An 18,509-nucleotide genomic window follows, 5' to 3' on the forward strand; every position below is an offset into this window, starting at 1 on the left:
CATAATTCGCTAGAAAGAATATTTTTTCATAATTCGTTAAAATCCACCCATAACGGACGCATGAAAAGAGGCTCCCAAATATCTTGGGAACCCCTAATTCATTATAAGGAAAATGTTTACAAGGTGTACTTTTCTTGTTCAATGAAAGATATTGAAATAGCTAATAATGCTAAGCTAATTGTTATAGCCTAAGAATAACTATAGTAATTTAAAGAATTATAATGTCATAAATCTTAGTAGAATCTTCTCCAAGGTCCCTGTTGCTTTTGACATACGCAAACCTTTGAACATGGTTTTAAACATACATCACATACATCATTGAGCGAGAAGAACTCATCTAAAGTCATGTCAAAACAGTCAAGAATATCTCCAAGTGTTTCGCATTCTTTTACCGTATACATCATAGTATTCCTTCTTCTCGGAGCTTCGCAAACAGGCTTTTCTGGGCACGCTGGGCAGGTTGGTACTTCTTCATATTCTGGTTCTACTGGGCAGACTGGAGCTACTTCACATTCTGGTTCTACTGGACAAATTGGAACTTCACACTCTGGGCACGTTGGACACTCTGGGCACGTTGGGCACGTTGGGCATACTGGGCACGTTGGACAGACTGGACAAGTTGGACAGACTGGTGCAACCTCTGGTCTCTCAGGTATAATTGGTATTATAACAATATTGTTATTGTTAGTATTCTCTTCCTTGATAATTGGGAAAATAGGGCGAAGAGGAGGTCTTTGTGGTCTTTCAGGTCTTGGAGCCGGAGGTACCGGTTGTGGTGCTGGTTGCACCGGTGGAATGATTGGTCTTGGAGGTACTGGAGTAGGAATCGGAGGTGGTATCACCGGTGGTGCTGGTGGTGCTGGGGATACTGGTGGTAACGGCTGCACCGGTGGCATTACTGGTGGTATTGGTGCTATAGGTGGAGTTGGTCTCACTGGTGGCACTGGTCTCACTGGTGGTGCTGGTGGCACTGGAACCTCTTCAGGAATTCTAGGGATACAAATTTCCTGACCAACCTGTAAATTATAAACATCAATATTAGGGTTTGCACGCATAATGAGAGCTAGCGGAACTTTAAATTCTAAGCTTAACTTATAAAGCGTATCGCCAGGTTGTATCGTATATAACATACCATCTTCACATGGTGGTGCTGGAGGCATCACTGGTGGTATTGGTTTTGGTAGTACAGGTTTTGGTGGTGCTGGTTTAGGTGGTACTGGCTTTGGTGGTGCTGGCTTTGGTGGTGCTGGCTTTGGTGGTGCTGGTCTCGATGGTGCTGGCTTCGATGGTACCGGTCTTGGTTGTACCGGTGCTACTGGAGGCATTACTGGTGGTACTGGTTTAACTGGCGGTACCGAAGGTTTAACTGGAGCTGAAGCACCTGGAATACATACACGCTGTCCAATTTGAAGGTTATATGCGTCTACATATGGATTTGCACGAATAATCGCATCCATCGAAACATTATATTGCAAACTTAACTTATAAAATGTGTCACCAGGCCTAATCTCATGAAACATACCTTCACATGTAGCTGGCTTCTCCGGGGCTCTACTTGGCGTTGATGACTTTGGGATGGCAGGCATAGGAGTAACACGTTTTCCAGATGAAGAATACGCCAACGATGCTGATGGATCAGTAAAAGACTGCGACGTTGACATTGGTGTCGTTGGTACCATCGGGTTTGTTGGCGTTGGTGTTCTTGGTGTCATCGGTGTTGTTGGGGTTGTTGGTGTCATCGGGTTTGTTGGCGTTGGTGTTCTTGGTGTCATCGGTGTTGTTGGCGTTGGAGCTGCCGGCGATGGTGTTCCAGTGTTTGCATTAGGAACACAGATATACTCCCCGATCTGAAGATTGTGTGCATCCACATATGGATTAGCATGAATGATATCTTCCAGTGGAACCTTATAATATCCACTTAATTTGTATAACGTATCACCGGACTTAATCGTGTGAATAATTCCATTGCATGATTTTTGATCCATAGCAGTCCTTGATAGAAATAGTATCATGATAATATATGAAATAAAGTTCTATTATGTGATGATATGTAGTCACATTCTTATATTTTTGTCAAGTTAGAAAATAGCAAAGATTTCGTTATAATTTTGTTAACTTTTATAAAATAAGGATTATTCGGTTGAACTAAAGTTCTGTGTGTCGTATAATAGGTAATTGGTATATTGTGATTATCACCAAATTATGGCTAATTATGTAAAAATCATTGATAGCTTATCTATGGTTTTAGAACGAGAGGTTTATTATGTTAAAATCCAACTATTCCTTAGGAATCGATATCGGTTCCACGACGGTAAAAATCGCAATTTTAGACATCAACAATCAAATGGTATTTTCTGATTATGAGCGTCATTTTGCCAACATACAAGGTACTCTAGCAGACTTAATAACTCGTGCGAAATCTGCACTTGGCGATCTTACAGTTGCACCTGTAATAACCGGTTCCGGCGGATTGGCGATTTCAAAGCATCTTAATGTACCTTTTGTACAAGAAGTTGTTGCAGTAGCAACCTCTTTGAAAGATTATGCACCACAGACAGATGTTGCTATTGAACTCGGTGGAGAAGATGCCAAAATAATCTACTTTACAAATGGTATCGAACAACGAATGAATGGTATCTGTGCCGGAGGAACTGGTTCCTTTATCGATCAAATGGCTACTCTATTAAAAACAGATGCAGCCGGTTTAAATGAATATGCAAAAAACTATCAGGCGATTTACCCTATTGCAGCTCGCTGTGGTGTATTTGCAAAATCAGATATTCAGCCTTTAATTAACGAAGGCGCGACAAAGCCTGATCTTGCAGCTTCGATTTTTCAAGCTGTAGTGAATCAAACGATTAGCGGTCTTGCTTGCGGTAAGCCAATTCGTGGTAATGTAGCGTTCCTTGGTGGACCTTTGCATTTCTTATCTGAACTAAAAAATGCTTTTGTTCGTACACTTAATTTAACGAAAGAACAGACAATTGCACCAGAACATTCCCATTTGTTTGCTGCAACCGGCTCTGCAATGAATCATAATCCAGAAGTAACCACTTCACTTCAAACATTAATTAATCATTTAACAACAGGAATCTCTTTAGATTTTGAAGTTCATCGAATGGATCCACTGTTTGATAATGAAGAAGCTTATGAGATGTTCTTACATAGACACAACACTCATACTGTAAAAAAAGGTGATTTATCCACCTATCAGGGTAATTGTTATCTTGGAATCGACGCTGGTTCCACCACAACGAAGGTTGCCCTTGTTGGTGAAGATGGTTCCCTATTATATTCTTTCTATAGTAATAATAACGGTAGCCCTTTAAAGACTACCATAAAAGCGATTAAAGAGATCTATACATTATTACCTGAGAATGCTAACATTGTCCGGAGCTGTTCTACTGGCTACGGAGAAGCTCTAATAAAATCTGCTTTAATGCTCGATGAAGGTGAAGTTGAGACCGTAGCACACTATTACGCTGCTGCCTTCTTTGATCCTAAGGTAGACTGTATCCTAGACATAGGTGGTCAGGATATGAAATGTATTAAAATTAAAAGTGGTACCGTAGATAGCGTACAACTAAACGAAGCTTGTTCTTCTGGTTGTGGTTCTTTCATTGAAACCTTTGCAAAGTCCTTAAATTATGAAGTTGCGGATTTTGCTAAGATTGCTTTATTTGCAAAAAACCCAATTGATCTTGGCTCCCGTTGTACAGTTTTTATGAATTCTAAAGTTAAGCAAGCTCAAAAAGAGGGTGCAACCGTTGCTGACATCAGTGCAGGTCTCGCCTATTCTGTCATTAAAAACGCGCTTTATAAGGTTATTAAAATAGCAGATCCAAAAGATCTTGGTTCTCATATTGTAGTTCAAGGTGGTACCTTCTATAATGATGCAGTTTTAAGAAGTTTTGAGCTAACCTCTGGTTGTACAGCAATACGCCCAGATATTGCAGGTATCATGGGTGCCTTCGGTGCAGCACTTATCGCTAGGGAGCATTACAGTCAGGAAGAAACCACGATGCTTCCAATCGAGCGTATTAACGAACTTAAATTTGATTCAAGTATGGCTCGTTGTAAAGGATGTACAAACAGCTGTCTGCTCACAATTAATAAGTTTACAGGTGGAAGACAATTTATTTCTGGTAACCGTTGTGAAAAAGGTGTCGGGAAAGAAAAGAATAAGGATAATATTCCAAATCTTTATGAATATAAACTCCACCGCTATATGGATTATGAACCACTTGCGAAAGACCTCGCTCCTCGTGGTGTAGTAGGTATTCCTCGTGTTTTAAATATGTATGAAAACTATCCATTCTGGTTTACCTTCTTTACCAAGCTGGGATATCGAGTAGAACTCTCTCCAGATTCTACAAGAAAGATATATGAGCTTGGTATTGAATCGATTCCAAGTGAATCCGAGTGTTATCCAGCAAAAATCGTACATGGACACATTATGTGGTTAATTAAACAGGGAATCCCTTATATTTTCTATCCTTGTGTACCTTATGAAAGAAAAGAGATTCCTGATGCTGGTAACCATTATAATTGCCCTATTGTAACTTCTTACGGTGAGAATATAAAGAACAATATGGAGGAAATAAAATCCGAAAATATTTGTTATCAAAATCCATTCCTCTCTTTTGAGAATAAAGAGATACTAACGAATCGTTTGGTGGAATACCTACTTGCAGAGCAACGAATGGCCTCTCAGTCTGCCTTCGATTATACAAGTGAGTTAGCATGTACGAATAACTTTTCCAATAGTAAAATTACAGAAACAGAGATACGAGCTGCTGCTTCCCTTGCTTGGGCTGAATTAGAAGAAGCTAGAGAAGATATGAAAAAACAAGGCGAGCAAACGATGGAGTATTTAAGAAAAACTGGACGCATGGGTATCGTTCTTGCTGGACGTCCTTATCATGTTGATCCAGAGATAAATCATGGTATTCCAGAATTAATTAACTCGTATGGAGTTGCGGTACTTACAGAAGATAGTATATCTCATCTTGGTACTGTTGAAAGGCCAATGATTGTTGTAGATCAATGGATGTATCATAGCCGTTTATATACTGCTACCTCGTATGTCAGAACTCAGCCAAATCTACAACTAATACAATTAAACTCCTTTGGATGCGGACTTGACGCGGTTACTACTGACGGTGTAAGTGATATCCTAGCAACCGCAGGAAAGATCTATACGGTACTAAAAATTGATGAAGTCAATAATTTAGGTGCCGCAAGAATTAGAATTAGGTCACTCCTCTCAGCAGTAAGTGATCGTAATCGAAAGCACATTGAAACGAAAGTAGAATCTCCTGCTTATCACCGTGTCGTGTTCACAAAAGAAATGCGGAAAGATTATACGCTATTGGCTCCACAGATGTCTCCAATTCATTTTGATTTCCTTGAGCCTGCCTTTAACTCCTGTGGATATCACCTTGAAGTATTAAATAATGACAACAAGGCTGCGGTTGACGCTGGACTTAAGTACGTAAATAATGATGCTTGCTACCCATCCTTAATGGTTGTAGGCCAGATTATGGATGCTCTTCTTTCTGGAAAATACGATCCAAATAAGGTTGCTGTAATGATTACTCAAACAGGCGGCGGTTGCCGTGCAACCAATTACATCGGATTTATTCGAAGAGCGTTAAAGAAAGCCGGTTTTGAGCAGATACCTGTTGTATCCATTAGTACTTCAGGAATAGAGAAGAATCCAGGCTTTGAGATTAATTACGATATGATAGTACGCGCAGTACAAGCACTTGTTTACGGAGATATCTTTATGAAAGTAGTCTATCGTACCAGACCATATGAACAAGTTCCTGGATCCGCGAATGCGTTACATGCTCATTGGAAGGATATCTGTGCAAAATCTGTTCAGAATGGTAAATGGAAAGAATTCCGCAAAAACTGTCGTGGAATCATCGAAGCATTTGATACACTTCCACTCGATGAAAGCATCAAGAAACCGAGAGTTGGTATTGTTGGTGAAATCTTAGTTAAGTTCCTTCCAGCTGCAAACAACTACTTGGTTGATTTGTTAGAGGCAGAAGGTGCAGAAGCTGTTATGCCTGAGATGGTCGATTTCTTCTTATACTGTTCTTATGATGCAAACTTTAAGGCTCAATACCTAGGTAAAAAGAAAATAGATGCTTTTTACAATAACATGATTATCCGTTTTCTTGAGTTCGCCAGAAAAGAAGCAAGAAAAGCATTTAAGGAAAGTAAGCGTTTCAACCCTCCAAAATACATTAATGAACTAGCAGACCTTGCTGAACCGATTGTATCGATAGGTAACCAGACTGGTGAAGGTTGGTTCTTAACCAGTGAAATGGTCGAGTTAATAAACTCTGGTGTTCCAAATATTGTTTGTGCACAACCATTTGCCTGCCTACCTAACCATATTGTTGGTAAGGGTGTAATTAAGGAGCTTAGACATCGTTATCCAGACTCAAATATCGTTGCCGTTGACTATGATCCGGGGGCAAGCGAAGTAAATCAATTAAATCGAATCAAACTTATGTTAGCAACCGCTGTAAAAAATCTAAAATAGAAAATGTTTGAAAGAACAAAGTTCTTTCAAACAGAAGTTACTACCTGTGTAATCCTCGGCACAAACTTCCAGGCACAAACTTCCAGCCTACTACTAAACAGGCATGTTTTCAAGTGTAAAAATCATTTTTCACACTGCGCAAAGAACGTGCGCAAGAATGGAGATTATCATGTATTCACTCATGCTTGCTATCCAGATCATAGCTCTCTTAACCAACTTCACGGTAATCCTTGTGTTGTTGGTTAAGAAACCATTTAGGGGACAGGCTATCTTTTTAGCTTTGTGCGCAGCTGTGCTGGTTCAATGCTTTGGCTATACTCTTGAGATTACAAGTACTACTTTGGATTCTGCAATGATGTCTATCAAAATCCAATACCTTGGAAGTGCTTATGTGAATATTTTATTTTTATCCTTCTTATTTGACTATTGTAAACTGAAAAAGAGTAGATTGTTATTCTGTCTACTCTTTTTGATTAATACACTTATTCTAATTGCAGTAGTTACATGTGAATATCATCCCTATTACTACACTGACGTTCAATTCGTTCAAGAAGGCTCTTTCCCTCATGTTATCTTTACTAAGGGAATTCTTTATCATTTATTTAAATCAGAAGTTTTACTTATCAATTTTATGATATTATTTATTGTGATTTCTCACTACTTCAGACAAGGAAAAGAAAGAAGAAGGCAGGAACTAAATTTCGTTGGTGCTTGTTTGTTCCCAAGTGTTACTTGCGCTTCCTATTTTATGAGTTTTTTTAAGGAATATGATCCTTCTTCCGCAAGTTTTGTTATATCCGGTTTGTTAGTATTAATTGCAATTTATCGCCATCAGTTATTTGATATCATACATACTGCAAGAGACAGTGTTATTGAAGTTATGGATGAGGCATTGGTTGTTGTCGATGCTGATTTTCATCTACTAGACTTTAATCCTGCTGCTAAGAAATTATTTCCCGAATTAAAGATAGAGGTATTAAATAGTCCCCTAAACAAGCTATCCAATGAACTGGACTGTTTATTCCATCAAAACCAGATTTATGAGTTTCAAAAAGAAAATCGAACCTATAACGCTCATCTTAATAAGATTTATTATAACGATGATATTGTTGGGCATTCTGCATGGATTTTCGATATTACAGAAAGTAATAACTATATGAAAAATCTCATTGAGATGAGAGAACAAGCAGAAAAAGCGAATTCTGCCAAGAGTATTTTCTTAGCCCATATGTCTCACGAAATTCGTACTCCATTAAATGCCATTATTGGTCTTACTGACATTCTTCTTCATAAGGATACCGATTTTGAATTACATAACGATATTCTTAATATAAAGCATGCCGGTGGAACACTTCTTAGTCTGATTAATGATGTTCTTGATTTGACTAAGATAGAATCCGGTAAACTAACCTTAGTCGATGAACCATATAAGCTAACTAGCGTTGTACATGAAGTAATCAATATTATTGGAGTAAAATTAATGTCAAAGCCAGTTTCTCTACAAGTATCGATTTCTGATCAGATACCAAAGTATTTCTATGGGGATGAGCTGCGACTTCGTCAAGTTCTCATTAATCTTATGAATAATGCTGTAAAATTTACGGAAAGGGGAACTATTTCCCTCCAAGTAGAACTAAGTAGCTTTGATCTTGATACTCAAACTGCACAACTTATATTCCACGTAAGAGATACTGGATTAGGGATTGCAAAAGATGATCAAAAACGAATTTTTCATAGTTTTGAACAAGGCTCTGTAGGTAGTGATGTCTTGGTAGAAGGTTCTGGCCTCGGTTTAACCATTTGTAAGAGAATTATCGAATCTGCTGGAGGAGCAATAAAGGTTAAATCCGAACTTGGAGTAGGTAGTGATTTTTCATTCACCTTACCTCAAAAAGTGTATTCACAAGATCAACTAAATTCCTCATCTACCTTAAAACCAGGAGCAATTTATAAGATAACACCACCATTTACAGCTCCTAATGTTAAAGCCCTTGTTGTCGATGATAATCGTTTAAATTTAAAAGTGGCTAGTGGTCTGCTAAAACTTTTTGATATCTCCGTAACCGTCGCATTAAGTGGTGCAGAGTGTCTGAAACTTATTCAGAAAGAGACCTATCAAATTATTTTTCTTGATCATATGATGCCACAAATGGATGGTTTGGAAACACTTAGAGAAATTCGCTCTTTGTCATCCGTGTATTATCAAACTGTCCCTGTTATTGCTTTAACTGCAAATGCTATTTCTGGTAATAAAGAGATGTTCCTTACTAGTGGATTTAATGATTACTTAAGTAAACCAATAGCAATCAGTCACTTAGAAGCTCTGTTAAAACGATGGTTACCATCCTCCCTAGTAAAATTACAAGGTTCTAAGATAAGTGAACCACTTTATCAAGAGGTGGCAGATTTTGATAATATTGATTACCAAAGTGGTTTAGTCAACTGTGCAAATCAAACAGACGTTTATTTGGCTGCTGTAAAACAGTTTCTGCATGATGCAGGGACTACAACAGAACAATTGGCAAATGCAAAAGACGTAGGAGATGCCCTACTCTTTACCACCGTAGTTCATGGTTTAAAATCAGCTGCAAAAACATTGGGTGCAATTGAACTTTCCCGAATATCACTTAAATTAGAAGAGTCTGGACACAAACAATGTTTTGATGAGATTGAAGAACTCTATCCGTCTTTTAAAGCGGAATATCAAAATGCGATATCTTCTTTTACTAATTTTATAAAAGAATATTCATAATAATATACTAAGTCCAATTGATTATGATTACGAAAGTGTTCTACTGCACTTTTATACGATTTTAACGTTAAATACCCCTCTGTACTTAAACAACTGGTACAGAGGGGTATTCCTATCTAAAATTAAATATTTTCTATTTGCCAATCGATTGGTTCCAACCCATTTGCATTAAAAAATTCATTCGTCTGACTAAAGTGTTTACTTCCAAAAAATCCACGATAAGAAGACAGTGGACTTGGGTGTGGTGCCTTTAAAATGAGATGTTTCGGATTTGTTAGCATCGGTATCTTACTTTGTGCTGGTTTTCCCCACAGAAGATATACAATAGGTCGATCTTGTTGATTAACGGCTTGAATAATAGCATTCGTAAACTGCTCCCATCCTCTTCCCTGATGAGAATTTGCTTGATGTGCTCTTACTGTTAATACTGTATTTAATAATAAAACACCTTGATCTGCCCACTTTTTAAGATATCCATTGTTTGGTATAAAACATCCTAAATCTGATTGTAGTTCTTTATAAATATTCTGTAAGGAAGGAGGAATATCCTTTTGTTCCGGTAATACAGAAAAACTAAGCCCATGGGCCTGATTGACATTATGATATGGATCCTGGCCCAGTATCAGTACTTTAACCTTACTTAATGGAGTAAAATGGAAAGCATTAAAAATATTCTCTGCTAAGGGATAAATTGTAGTTTGGCTATACTCTTCTTTCACAAAATCGTATAGTTGTTTGTAATATGGTTTATGAAACTCCTCCCCAATAGAGTCTAACCAATCGTTTTGTATCATTGACATTCTAACAGCTCCTGTCTTCTAATCTTACGCTCACTTCTTTCATTCTTAGGTATTCTTTTAGATCATTAATTTCTAGTTCCTTATAATGAAACAAAGATGCAGCTAAAACAGCATCCGCTTTTCCTCTTGTTAAAGCTTCATAAAAATGTTCCTTTGTTCCAGCTCCACCAGATGCAATTACCGGAATTGATACATTTTCTGATATCTGTTTTGTCAATTCTAAGTCGTATCCATTCTTTGTTCCATCACAATCCATGCTCGTTAGTAGGATTTCTCCAGCACCAAGTTCATTTGCTTTCATGGCCCATTCTACAGCATCGATACCCATATCTATTCTACCACCATTTTTGTAAATATTCCACCCACTATTATCTGGTCTACACTTTGCATCAATGGCTACAACCACACATTGGCTGCCAAATTTATCTGCTGCCTCACTAATTAAGGTTGGATTCATAATAGCTGCAGTATTCACTGCTATCTTATCAGCTCCCTCGCGTAAAATCAGCTTAAAATCTTCTATGGAGCGAATACCTCCACCCACTGTGAAAGGAATAAATACTGTTTCGGCAACTTTACGTACCATATCTAACTTAATTGTTCTTGCATCAGAAGAAGCTGTAATATCTAAAAATACCAATTCGTCTGCTCCTGCTTGGCCGTATTCTGCACCGACTAAAACAGGATCACCAGCATCCCTAAGATTAAGAAAATTAGTTCCTTTAACAACTCGACCATTATGAACATCTAGACACGGTATAATTCTCTTTGTATGCATTGCATTTCCTACCTTTCTTCTAAGCTTGCAAAATTCTTTAGAATCTTTAAGCCAATCTCACCACTTTTTTCTGGATGAAATTGGCATGCATATATATTATTCTTTTCTACAGAAGCATCAATTAGAGTTCCATACTCTGTAGTAGCAGCAACTATACTTCTATCTTCTGATTTTAAATAATAAGAGTGAACAAAATAAACATATGGAGTTCCTGTGATATCTTGATATAAAGAATCTCCCTGTGTGATATTTAAATTATTCCATCCAATATGAGGTATCTTAAGTCCTCCCCCTTCTGGAATACGAATAATCTTACCAGGTAAAAGACCAAGTCCTTCAATCCCTTCACTCTCCTCACTACCTTCAAACATTAACTGTTGCCCAAGACATATTCCCAGTAAAGGTTTCCCACAATCAGCTACTTCCTTAATCGTATTGATTAGATGATAACTATGCAGTTTTTGCATAGCATCTCCAAAAGCACCTACTCCAGGTAGTATTACCTTTCCTGAGTTCATAATCTCATCGTGATCTCTTGTTATAACAACCTCTTCTCCTATAAACTGAAGAGCCTTTTGAACACTTCTTAAATTTCCTGCATCATAATCAATGATTGCTATCATTGTGTCACATCCTTTTTTATTTTATAAACGACATTCTGACGGATATCGTAGGTACTGAACAAAATACATCATTATTTTTCTTTTTTATATCATAATTGAAAATAAAGATTATTTCAAGATAATTCGGTAAAGTGGTAGTGAAGTAAATTTGATTTTTTAAAGAATATCCTGCATTTCGTATCCAGCGGGCTCCAAAGGAACCTCACCTCAATGACACAGAGCCATATTAATATAACTTTTTATCAAGCCATAGTGCATAATTGACAGCTATCATATCCAAGGACTTTACATAGAATCATACAAAAAAACAGTAACCTATTCTTTTAGAATCTGGTTACTGTTCTTGTTATACTCGTAATTCGCATGTCAGTTATGCTCACAAAACGCTACTTCCTTGATTGGTTTAATTAGAAATTGTAAATTACTTTTCAGATTTTCTAACTAATTTATTATCAAGCTTTTCAAATATGACATTATAGACTGCCATACTATAATCTAATTGTGTAGGACTATTAATAATATTATATGCTTCATCAACGGATAGATAAAATTTACTACTTAATTCGCTTATGATTCGATCTCGAACATAATCTAAATCAGTTTGTATATCAAGTTTTGTTGCTAAATCATAATATTTATCGTAACGCTCTAATCCTTTTAGTAAAGAATCCAAGGCTTGTGGATACATATCAATTGCAGAATAATTATTATAAGAGTTTAACTGCTTATTCACAAACATAACCGTCATTATCTTATCATAAATTTCAATATCTGCATCTCTAATATCTAATCCATACACTTGATTATAAGCTTCATTATAACGTTGCATATCGAAATTCTTTGTAGCATTTTGAATATTTACAACATAGGTATAAACATTCGTTCCTATGACCACAAATAAGGCAATACTTGCAAATAAAGCAAATACGAAAGATGCACCAATTCGATTAATTCTACCTTCATTTTCATCAATCTCATCAATTAACTCTTGTACTTCTTTAGAGAGTCGTTCTTTTTCTTCTTTCTTAACTTTCGCCTTCTCTACCTTAGCTTGTTTTGCTTTTATTGAATCATCCTTAGCCTTCTTTTTCGCTGCTAACTTATCTGCATCTTTCTTTGCCTTAGTAGCCTTTTTTTCTTTTTCTAATTCTTGGGCTTTTGCATCTTTTTCCTTAGCATCATTTATGATATCTTGCTTTAATTGCTCCTTTTCTTCTTCAGAGTATTCCTCTTTTACGTTTCCGAAAGCACGAGCAAATAGATTCTTCTTTTTCCTACTATTTTTTACTTTTTCAGACTTTTTACTTTTCTTTGATTTAACTTCAAGATTCTCTATCTCTTTTGGTTGGACGTCATCCTGATTAGGCATATCTGGTATTAATTTAAGTAACTCTTCATCAATACCTACGTCTTCTAAATCAGAAATCCCACCAAGGGCATCTTGATAGATTCCACCGATGTCATTTACCGATGAATTTAACAAATCATCTGATTCACTGTATAGACTTAACATCGGGTCTACCTTAGATTCTTCATCGTCCATGAAATCATCAATGGAAAGTACATCTGAAGCATAATCCTCTTGACTATTGTCTTCCGGTGTTCTATTTATTTCATTTAATAAATCAAGTATATCTTGATTTCCATCAAAATCAGGCGTACTACCCACTTCAAATTCTCCCTCTGCTTGTTTGTAATTGTTATTATCGAAATTATCGTTTAGTGTATCACTTAAATTCATTTTTTCTCTCTCTGAAATATCTTCTTCTGTTGTTGCAGCTATCTCAGATAGTGATAAATTAGCTATTAGATTTTCTACACTATCATCAAACTCATCTTCTTCTAATTCTTGTTCCAGTGTAAAATCTGTTTTCTGCTTGGTTGAATTAATTGCATCCTGTTCCTCTATTAATAAAAATTTATCTTCTGATTGAATTAATTCATTTTCAACTTTCGTATCTTGTATGAAATTAGGATTCATAGTTTCATTCTCTATTTCATCATTATTTGAAGAATACTTAAGAATTTCCTGTTCTTCAAACACTTTGTGATTTAACATAGACTGAAGTTCCTTGTTGTTTGTTAAGTCCTCAGATTCAGTTTGAAATATACTATAATCCTCAGGTATATAATTTTCATCCATACCAGTAATATCTTCGCTATTATGTAGTGCTTCCATCGATTCAGATAGAGTATTGAAATACGAATGATCCAAACCTAACTCTTTACAGTTTAAGCAATATTCACTATTATCCTTCACTTCGGCATGACATATCTTGCATCTATTCAATCGTACACCACCTAGCCTATATTTTGTAGTAATTATTCACTTAAAAGTAACTCATCAATTTTAGCTACTAATTGTCCAATCTCTGGTTTTGATAATTGGGCATTTGCACCTAAAGATTCACCTTTCCTACGCATATCCTCATTTACCAAGGAAGAAAAGATAACAACTGGAATTTTAGATAGTTTTGTATCCTCCTTAACAAGCTTTGTTAAGTGATGTCCATCCATCACTGGCATCTCTATGTCAGTAATAATAAGCGAGACCTTTTTATCAACAATTCCTTCTTGCTTGTACTTTACTAATAAGTCATAAGCCTCTTTACCATTCTCTGTTCTAGTGATATTGGTATAACCAGCTTTCGCAAGACAGTCGACTAATAATTGATTAAGTAAATGGGAATCTTCAGCAATAATGATTGGTAAATCACAACGCCTTCTATTTTTTAATAAATCCATTTCTGAAACTTTTAAACTTGTTTCAGGACTTATATCGGCTACTATTTTTTCAAAATCAAGTAAAAGAATTAATTTATTTGATATTTTAATAATTCCAGTTGCTACTCCCATACCAGCATGACTTAATGTAGCATCTGGTTTTGAGATATCTCCCCAAGAGATACGATGAATTCCTAAAACTTTATTTACATGAAAACCAACATGTAGATTATTAAAGTTTGTTACTATAATCATATCTTTACCGTCCTGCTCTGTTTCCTGGTGCAGGTTTAGGGTCTTTCTTAAGTCTATGATTGTCATGATAAAATCACGAGGCATATAAATGCCCTCAACTGTAGGGTACGCGTTAGGTACTGGTGTCGGGCTTACAAAGGGAAGTATCTCCTTAATCTTAGCCACATTAATACCATAGCTATTTCCACCAATGGTGAATTCGAGCACTTCTAATTCGTTTGTGCCACTTTCTAATAAAATATTGTTTTCCATAGGTTTACCCCCATATCTTCTTGTTAGTTCGCTCCATTCGGAAATATGTAACTTAAGTTTTTATTTCCTTATTGATGACAAGGAAAAGTTCATGGATCGTACTTTTCTTGTTTACGTGTATATATATGGTATTATATGATAAAATGTCCAAAATTTCAATCGTTGCATATGCAAAACGACACTATTTCCCATTTTAATGCTACAATAAAAGCTATTACAATATTGCTATACCCTATAATTATCGGCTATTTAATTAATTTAGATTAGCAATAAATTAAATTTGGCACCCCATCTAAGACTTAAGTATTATTAGTTAAGATCCCTTGTTATATCGCTTAGTAAGTGGCAAAATATCTTCCATCCATTTATGAATCCTGCATAATAAAAATGCAAGAATAGGCAAAACATTTTGGCTTGTACTCCCACTGAAACATGGAAGTCCCCCGCTTACGCTTCGCTTGAGAAGCATGCTTCGTTACGAAGCGGGGGACTTCCTTGATGGGTTAAATAATAATAATTAATAATTCAGTAGCTTTTAGTGCGTAGGTTCAAAAGTACGGTAGTTACCAGCCAAGCGATAGATTTATTATTAAGCACGGTCATATGGTATGCACAATCTATCTGATAACTGAACAGAATTATTTTTAACTCTTGCGAAGTGTCTTAAGTATTCACTATATAGTAATTCTTTAATCGTTGCTAAAAAGGTATCGACATCAGTTTCATTGTTATATATTCCAAAGCTAATGCGCACCATTCCTTCGAGGGGGTAGCAAAATGAGCCCGACGTATCTGAACCCCCTGTCAGACGGCGAACATAAGGGTGGGCGCAAAAGGCAGCATGGCGAACAGCGATGGCACGATAACCTGCGAGAAAATTTGCTACCTCTTCATTCTTTATGCCACGAAGGGTAAATACAGCAATGCCCACTCTATCAGCAATATTTTCATTATCACCGTAGAGTATCACCCCCGGAAGTTTCATAAGTCCATCCAGTGCCCTTCTTAGAAGTATCTGCTCATGGTTTTTAATATAATCAAATCCAATACACTTAAGAACTTCCATAGCTCTCAGCATTCCAACTACACCTGGGTAGTTCGGTGAACCCGCTTCATATCGATCGGGTGCTGGTAAATAGCGTACTGAATAATCACATACCGCCTCTACCATACCACCACCATAAAATTTAGCTATATGCTTATTTAACACATCTGTAAGCCCTACCACTGCACCGCCGCCGAAAGGCGAGTACATTTTGTGCGCTGAGAAAACAAAAAAATCAATATTCTCTTCCAGTGTTTGCCCTAACATGTTAAACGCTCGATGAGCGACAATTTGTGCGCCATCTACAATGATCTTTGCACCATATTGATGAGCGAGTTTAGCGATGTAGTGCACATCATTCACATAACCTGTGACATTGGAAGCCGCTGTGACTGTAACGTACTTAATTCGGCCGTTATACGCCTTAAGAAGCCTCTTTATATCATCGACAATCAACCGCCCTTTTTTATCTACTTCAGCATATACCGTTTTCGTACGCTCGCGCCAAGGCAAATCATTTGCGTGATGCTCCATGCGAGTTGAGAGAACGATGTCCTCAGGGCTTTCGATAAAAGCTGACGCAAGTTTATTTATTCCATCTGTCGCGTTATTGATGTAGAAAACCGTATAAATATCGCTGTTTGCTCCAACAAAATCCTTAACGATATCTCGTCCGTTTGTATAAACCTCGGTCGAATTTTCAGACTTTTGTCCTTTACCGCGACCGATGGAGCCATAGTACATAAGCTGTCGCTCTATTTCTTGAATGACCTCCTTAAAAGGTGGAGTAGTAGCGGCATTATCTAAATTAATAGCAGGTACCATTTTATTGTTATCAAGCTCAACCAGCGCGTCCAGCCCAAACATCATATTACGTATATTATCGCTTGAATTACTTATAGCGGTATTACATTGGAAGTTATCCATAACAGATTACTCCTTTTTGTTTTCCAAATGTAAGGTTCCCCTAAATACGGGTGATGATTTACCGAGGAAGTTAGTTTATTTTATGTATATGTGAAGTTTCGGTAATTGTTACCTGCTATGACAGTTCATCCAAAATCATTCGATATTTTTTAACCCATCAATTGTAATTTATTGGTTATGAAAAGATATTGAGGGAAAATTAGAAGTTCTGAAAAAAGATGTTTAGATGAAATCAAATATGTTTATAAAAGGTGAAAAGTTTTATCCTAGATGAGATCAGAAATATTTAGAAGCGTAGAGAAGTTCTTTTCAAAATTGTACGGATAAGAAGAAGGATCTTTTACAAAGTAAATTTGTAAAAGATCCTTCTTTTATAATGACTCCAAGGGGATTTGAACCCCTGTTACCGCCGTGAAAGGGCGGTGTCTTAACCGCTTGACCATGGAGCCATAGAATACAATTATCCTTTTGTACCATTGTACTCTCAAAACCTCATATTGATATACTCTAATTTTTAAACAAACCTTTTAGGTTAAGCCCTCGACCTATTAGTAACAATCAGCTACATGTGTTACCACACTTCCACCTTTGTCCTATCAACCTTATCGTCTTTAAGGGGTCTTACTAGCTTATGCTATGGGATATCTTATCTTGAGGGGGGCTTCACGCTTAGATGCCTTCAGCGTTTATCCCGTCCCGACTTGGCTACTCGGCCATGCTCTTGGTAGAACAACCGATACACCAGAGGTCAGTCCATCCCGGTCCTCTCGTACTAAGGACAGCTCCTCTCAAATATCCTACGCCTACGCCGGATAGGGACCGAACTGTCTCACGACGTTCTGAACCCAGCTCGCGTACCGCTTTAATGGGCGAACAGCCCAACCCTTGGGACCTACTACAGCCCCAGGATGCGATGAGCCGACATCGAGGTGCCAAACCACTCCGTCGATGTGAACTCTTGGGAGTGATAAGCCTGTTATCCCCAGGGTAGCTTTTATCCGTTGAGCGATGGCAATCCCACTTTATACCACCGGATCACTAAGTCCTACTTTCGTACCTGCTCCACCCGTCGGTGTCACAGTCAAGCTCTCTTATGCCTTTGCACTCTACGAATGGTTTCCAACCATTCTGAGAGAACCTTTGAGCGCCTCCGATACCCTTTCGGAGGCGACCGCCCCAGTCAAACTCCCCGCCTGACATTGTCCCCTAGCCGGGTCACGGCTACAGGTTAGAAATCCAGTACTACAAGGGTGGTATCCCAACAGCGACTCCGTAAGAACTGGCGTTCCTACTTCTTAGTCTCCCACCTATCCTGTACATGCAGCACCGAATCCCAGTATCAAGCTGAAGTAAAGCTCCATGGGGTCTTTCCGTCCTGGCGCAGGTAACCAGCATCTTCACTGGTATTTCAATTTCACCGGGTGCATTGTCGAGACAGTGCCCAAATCATTACGCCTTTCGTGCGGGTCGGAACTTACCCGACAAGGAATTTCGCTACCTTAGGACCGTTATAGTTACGGCCGCCGTTTACTGGGGCTTAAGTTCAAAGCTTCGACTTGCGTCTAACCTCTCCCCTTAACCTTCCAGCACCGGGCAGGCGTCAGCCCATATACCTCACCTTTCGGTTTTGCATAGACCTGTGTTTTTGCTAAACAGTTGCTTGGGCCAATTCTCTGCGGCCTACTTTCGTAGGCACCCCTTCTCCCGAAGTTACGGGGTCATTTTGCCGAGTTCCTTAACAATGCTTCTCCCGTCGGCCTTAGGATTCTCTCCTCATCCACCTGTGTCGGTTTA

The 18,509-nt window shown here is 37.7% G+C and carries 9 protein-coding genes, 1 tRNA gene and 1 rRNA gene (1 of these 11 cut by a window edge); 2 read left to right on the top strand and 9 right to left on the bottom strand.

What is annotated here, in order from left to right:
- Nucleotides 1–233 precede the first annotated feature (233 nt).
- Nucleotides 234–1,985, bottom strand: a complete 1,752-nt coding sequence (locus tag CPHY_RS21975; RefSeq protein WP_012200847.1) for a LysM peptidoglycan-binding domain-containing protein — start codon at nt 1,983–1,985, stop codon at nt 234–236.
- Nucleotides 1,986–2,260: 275 nt separating this feature from the next.
- Here CPHY_RS21975 and CPHY_RS14650 point away from each other — a divergent pair, with 275 nt between their 5' ends.
- Nucleotides 2,261–6,559: an acyl-CoA dehydratase activase-related protein gene (locus tag CPHY_RS14650; protein ID WP_198301357.1), complete on the top strand. Its 4,299-nt coding sequence runs from the start codon at nt 2,261–2,263 to the stop codon at nt 6,557–6,559.
- A gap of 169 nt (nt 6,560–6,728) precedes the next feature.
- Entirely contained in the window at nt 6,729–9,311 is a 2,583-nt protein-coding gene (locus CPHY_RS20935; protein ID WP_012200849.1) for a histidine kinase N-terminal 7TM domain-containing protein, read from the top strand.
- Between the two features lie 122 nt (nt 9,312–9,433).
- Here CPHY_RS20935 and CPHY_RS14660 read toward each other — a convergent pair whose 3' ends face one another.
- The 8 genes from CPHY_RS14660 to CPHY_RS14695 form a co-directional block, all read right to left on the bottom strand.
- Complete coding sequence (locus CPHY_RS14660; protein WP_012200850.1) at nt 9,434–10,111, bottom strand: uracil-DNA glycosylase; 678 nt, start codon at nt 10,109–10,111, stop codon at nt 9,434–9,436.
- 1 nt (nt 10,112) lies between these two features.
- Nucleotides 10,113–10,889 (bottom strand): imidazole glycerol phosphate synthase subunit HisF, encoded by a 777-nt coding sequence (gene hisF / locus CPHY_RS14665; RefSeq protein WP_012200851.1) that lies wholly within the window; start codon nt 10,887–10,889, stop codon nt 10,113–10,115.
- Nucleotides 10,890–10,897: 8 nt separating this feature from the next.
- Nucleotides 10,898–11,512, bottom strand: coding sequence for an imidazole glycerol phosphate synthase subunit HisH (gene hisH / locus CPHY_RS14670; RefSeq protein ID WP_012200852.1), 615 nt, complete (start codon nt 11,510–11,512; stop codon nt 10,898–10,900).
- Nucleotides 11,513–11,933: 421 nt separating this feature from the next.
- Entirely contained in the window at nt 11,934–13,802 is a 1,869-nt protein-coding gene (locus CPHY_RS14675) for a hypothetical protein (RefSeq protein ID WP_012200853.1), read from the bottom strand.
- Nucleotides 13,803–13,834: 32 nt separating this feature from the next.
- Complete coding sequence (locus tag CPHY_RS14680) at nt 13,835–14,743, bottom strand: chemotaxis protein (protein ID WP_012200854.1); 909 nt, start codon at nt 14,741–14,743, stop codon at nt 13,835–13,837.
- A 589-nt stretch (nt 14,744–15,332) separates the two neighbouring features.
- Nucleotides 15,333–16,715 carry an aminotransferase class V-fold PLP-dependent enzyme gene (locus tag CPHY_RS14685; RefSeq protein WP_012200855.1) on the bottom strand — a complete coding sequence of 461 codons (1,383 nt, stop codon included), beginning with the start codon at nt 16,713–16,715 and terminating at the stop codon, nt 15,333–15,335.
- Nucleotides 16,716–17,092: 377 nt separating this feature from the next.
- A tRNA-Glu gene (locus CPHY_RS14690) sits at nt 17,093–17,164 on the bottom strand.
- 79 nt (nt 17,165–17,243) lie between these two features.
- A 23S ribosomal RNA gene (locus CPHY_RS14695) occupies nt 17,244–18,509 on the bottom strand; it runs 1,650 nt beyond the window's last position.

Source organism: Lachnoclostridium phytofermentans ISDg (genome assembly GCF_000018685.1).
Classification (GTDB): domain Bacteria; phylum Bacillota; class Clostridia; order Lachnospirales; family Lachnospiraceae; genus Lachnoclostridium; species Lachnoclostridium phytofermentans.

Bases quoted from the DNA above. Each gene is read 5' to 3' on its own strand.
- CPHY_RS14685 (WP_012200855.1), bottom strand. From the start codon at position 16,715: ATGGATAACTTCCAATGTAATACCGCTATAAGTAATTCAAGCGATAAT.
- CPHY_RS21975 (WP_012200847.1), bottom strand. From the start codon at position 1,985: ATGGATCAAAAATCATGCAATGGAATTATTCACACGATTAAGTCCGGT.
- hisF (WP_012200851.1), bottom strand. From the start codon at position 10,889: ATGCATACAAAGAGAATTATACCGTGTCTAGATGTTCATAATGGTCGA.
- CPHY_RS14660 (WP_012200850.1), bottom strand. From the start codon at position 10,111: ATGTCAATGATACAAAACGATTGGTTAGACTCTATTGGGGAGGAGTTT.
- hisH (WP_012200852.1), bottom strand. From the start codon at position 11,512: ATGATAGCAATCATTGATTATGATGCAGGAAATTTAAGAAGTGTTCAA.
- CPHY_RS20935 (WP_012200849.1), top strand. From the start codon at position 6,729: ATGTATTCACTCATGCTTGCTATCCAGATCATAGCTCTCTTAACCAAC.
- CPHY_RS14680 (WP_012200854.1), bottom strand. From the start codon at position 14,743: ATGGAAAACAATATTTTATTAGAAAGTGGCACAAACGAATTAGAAGTG.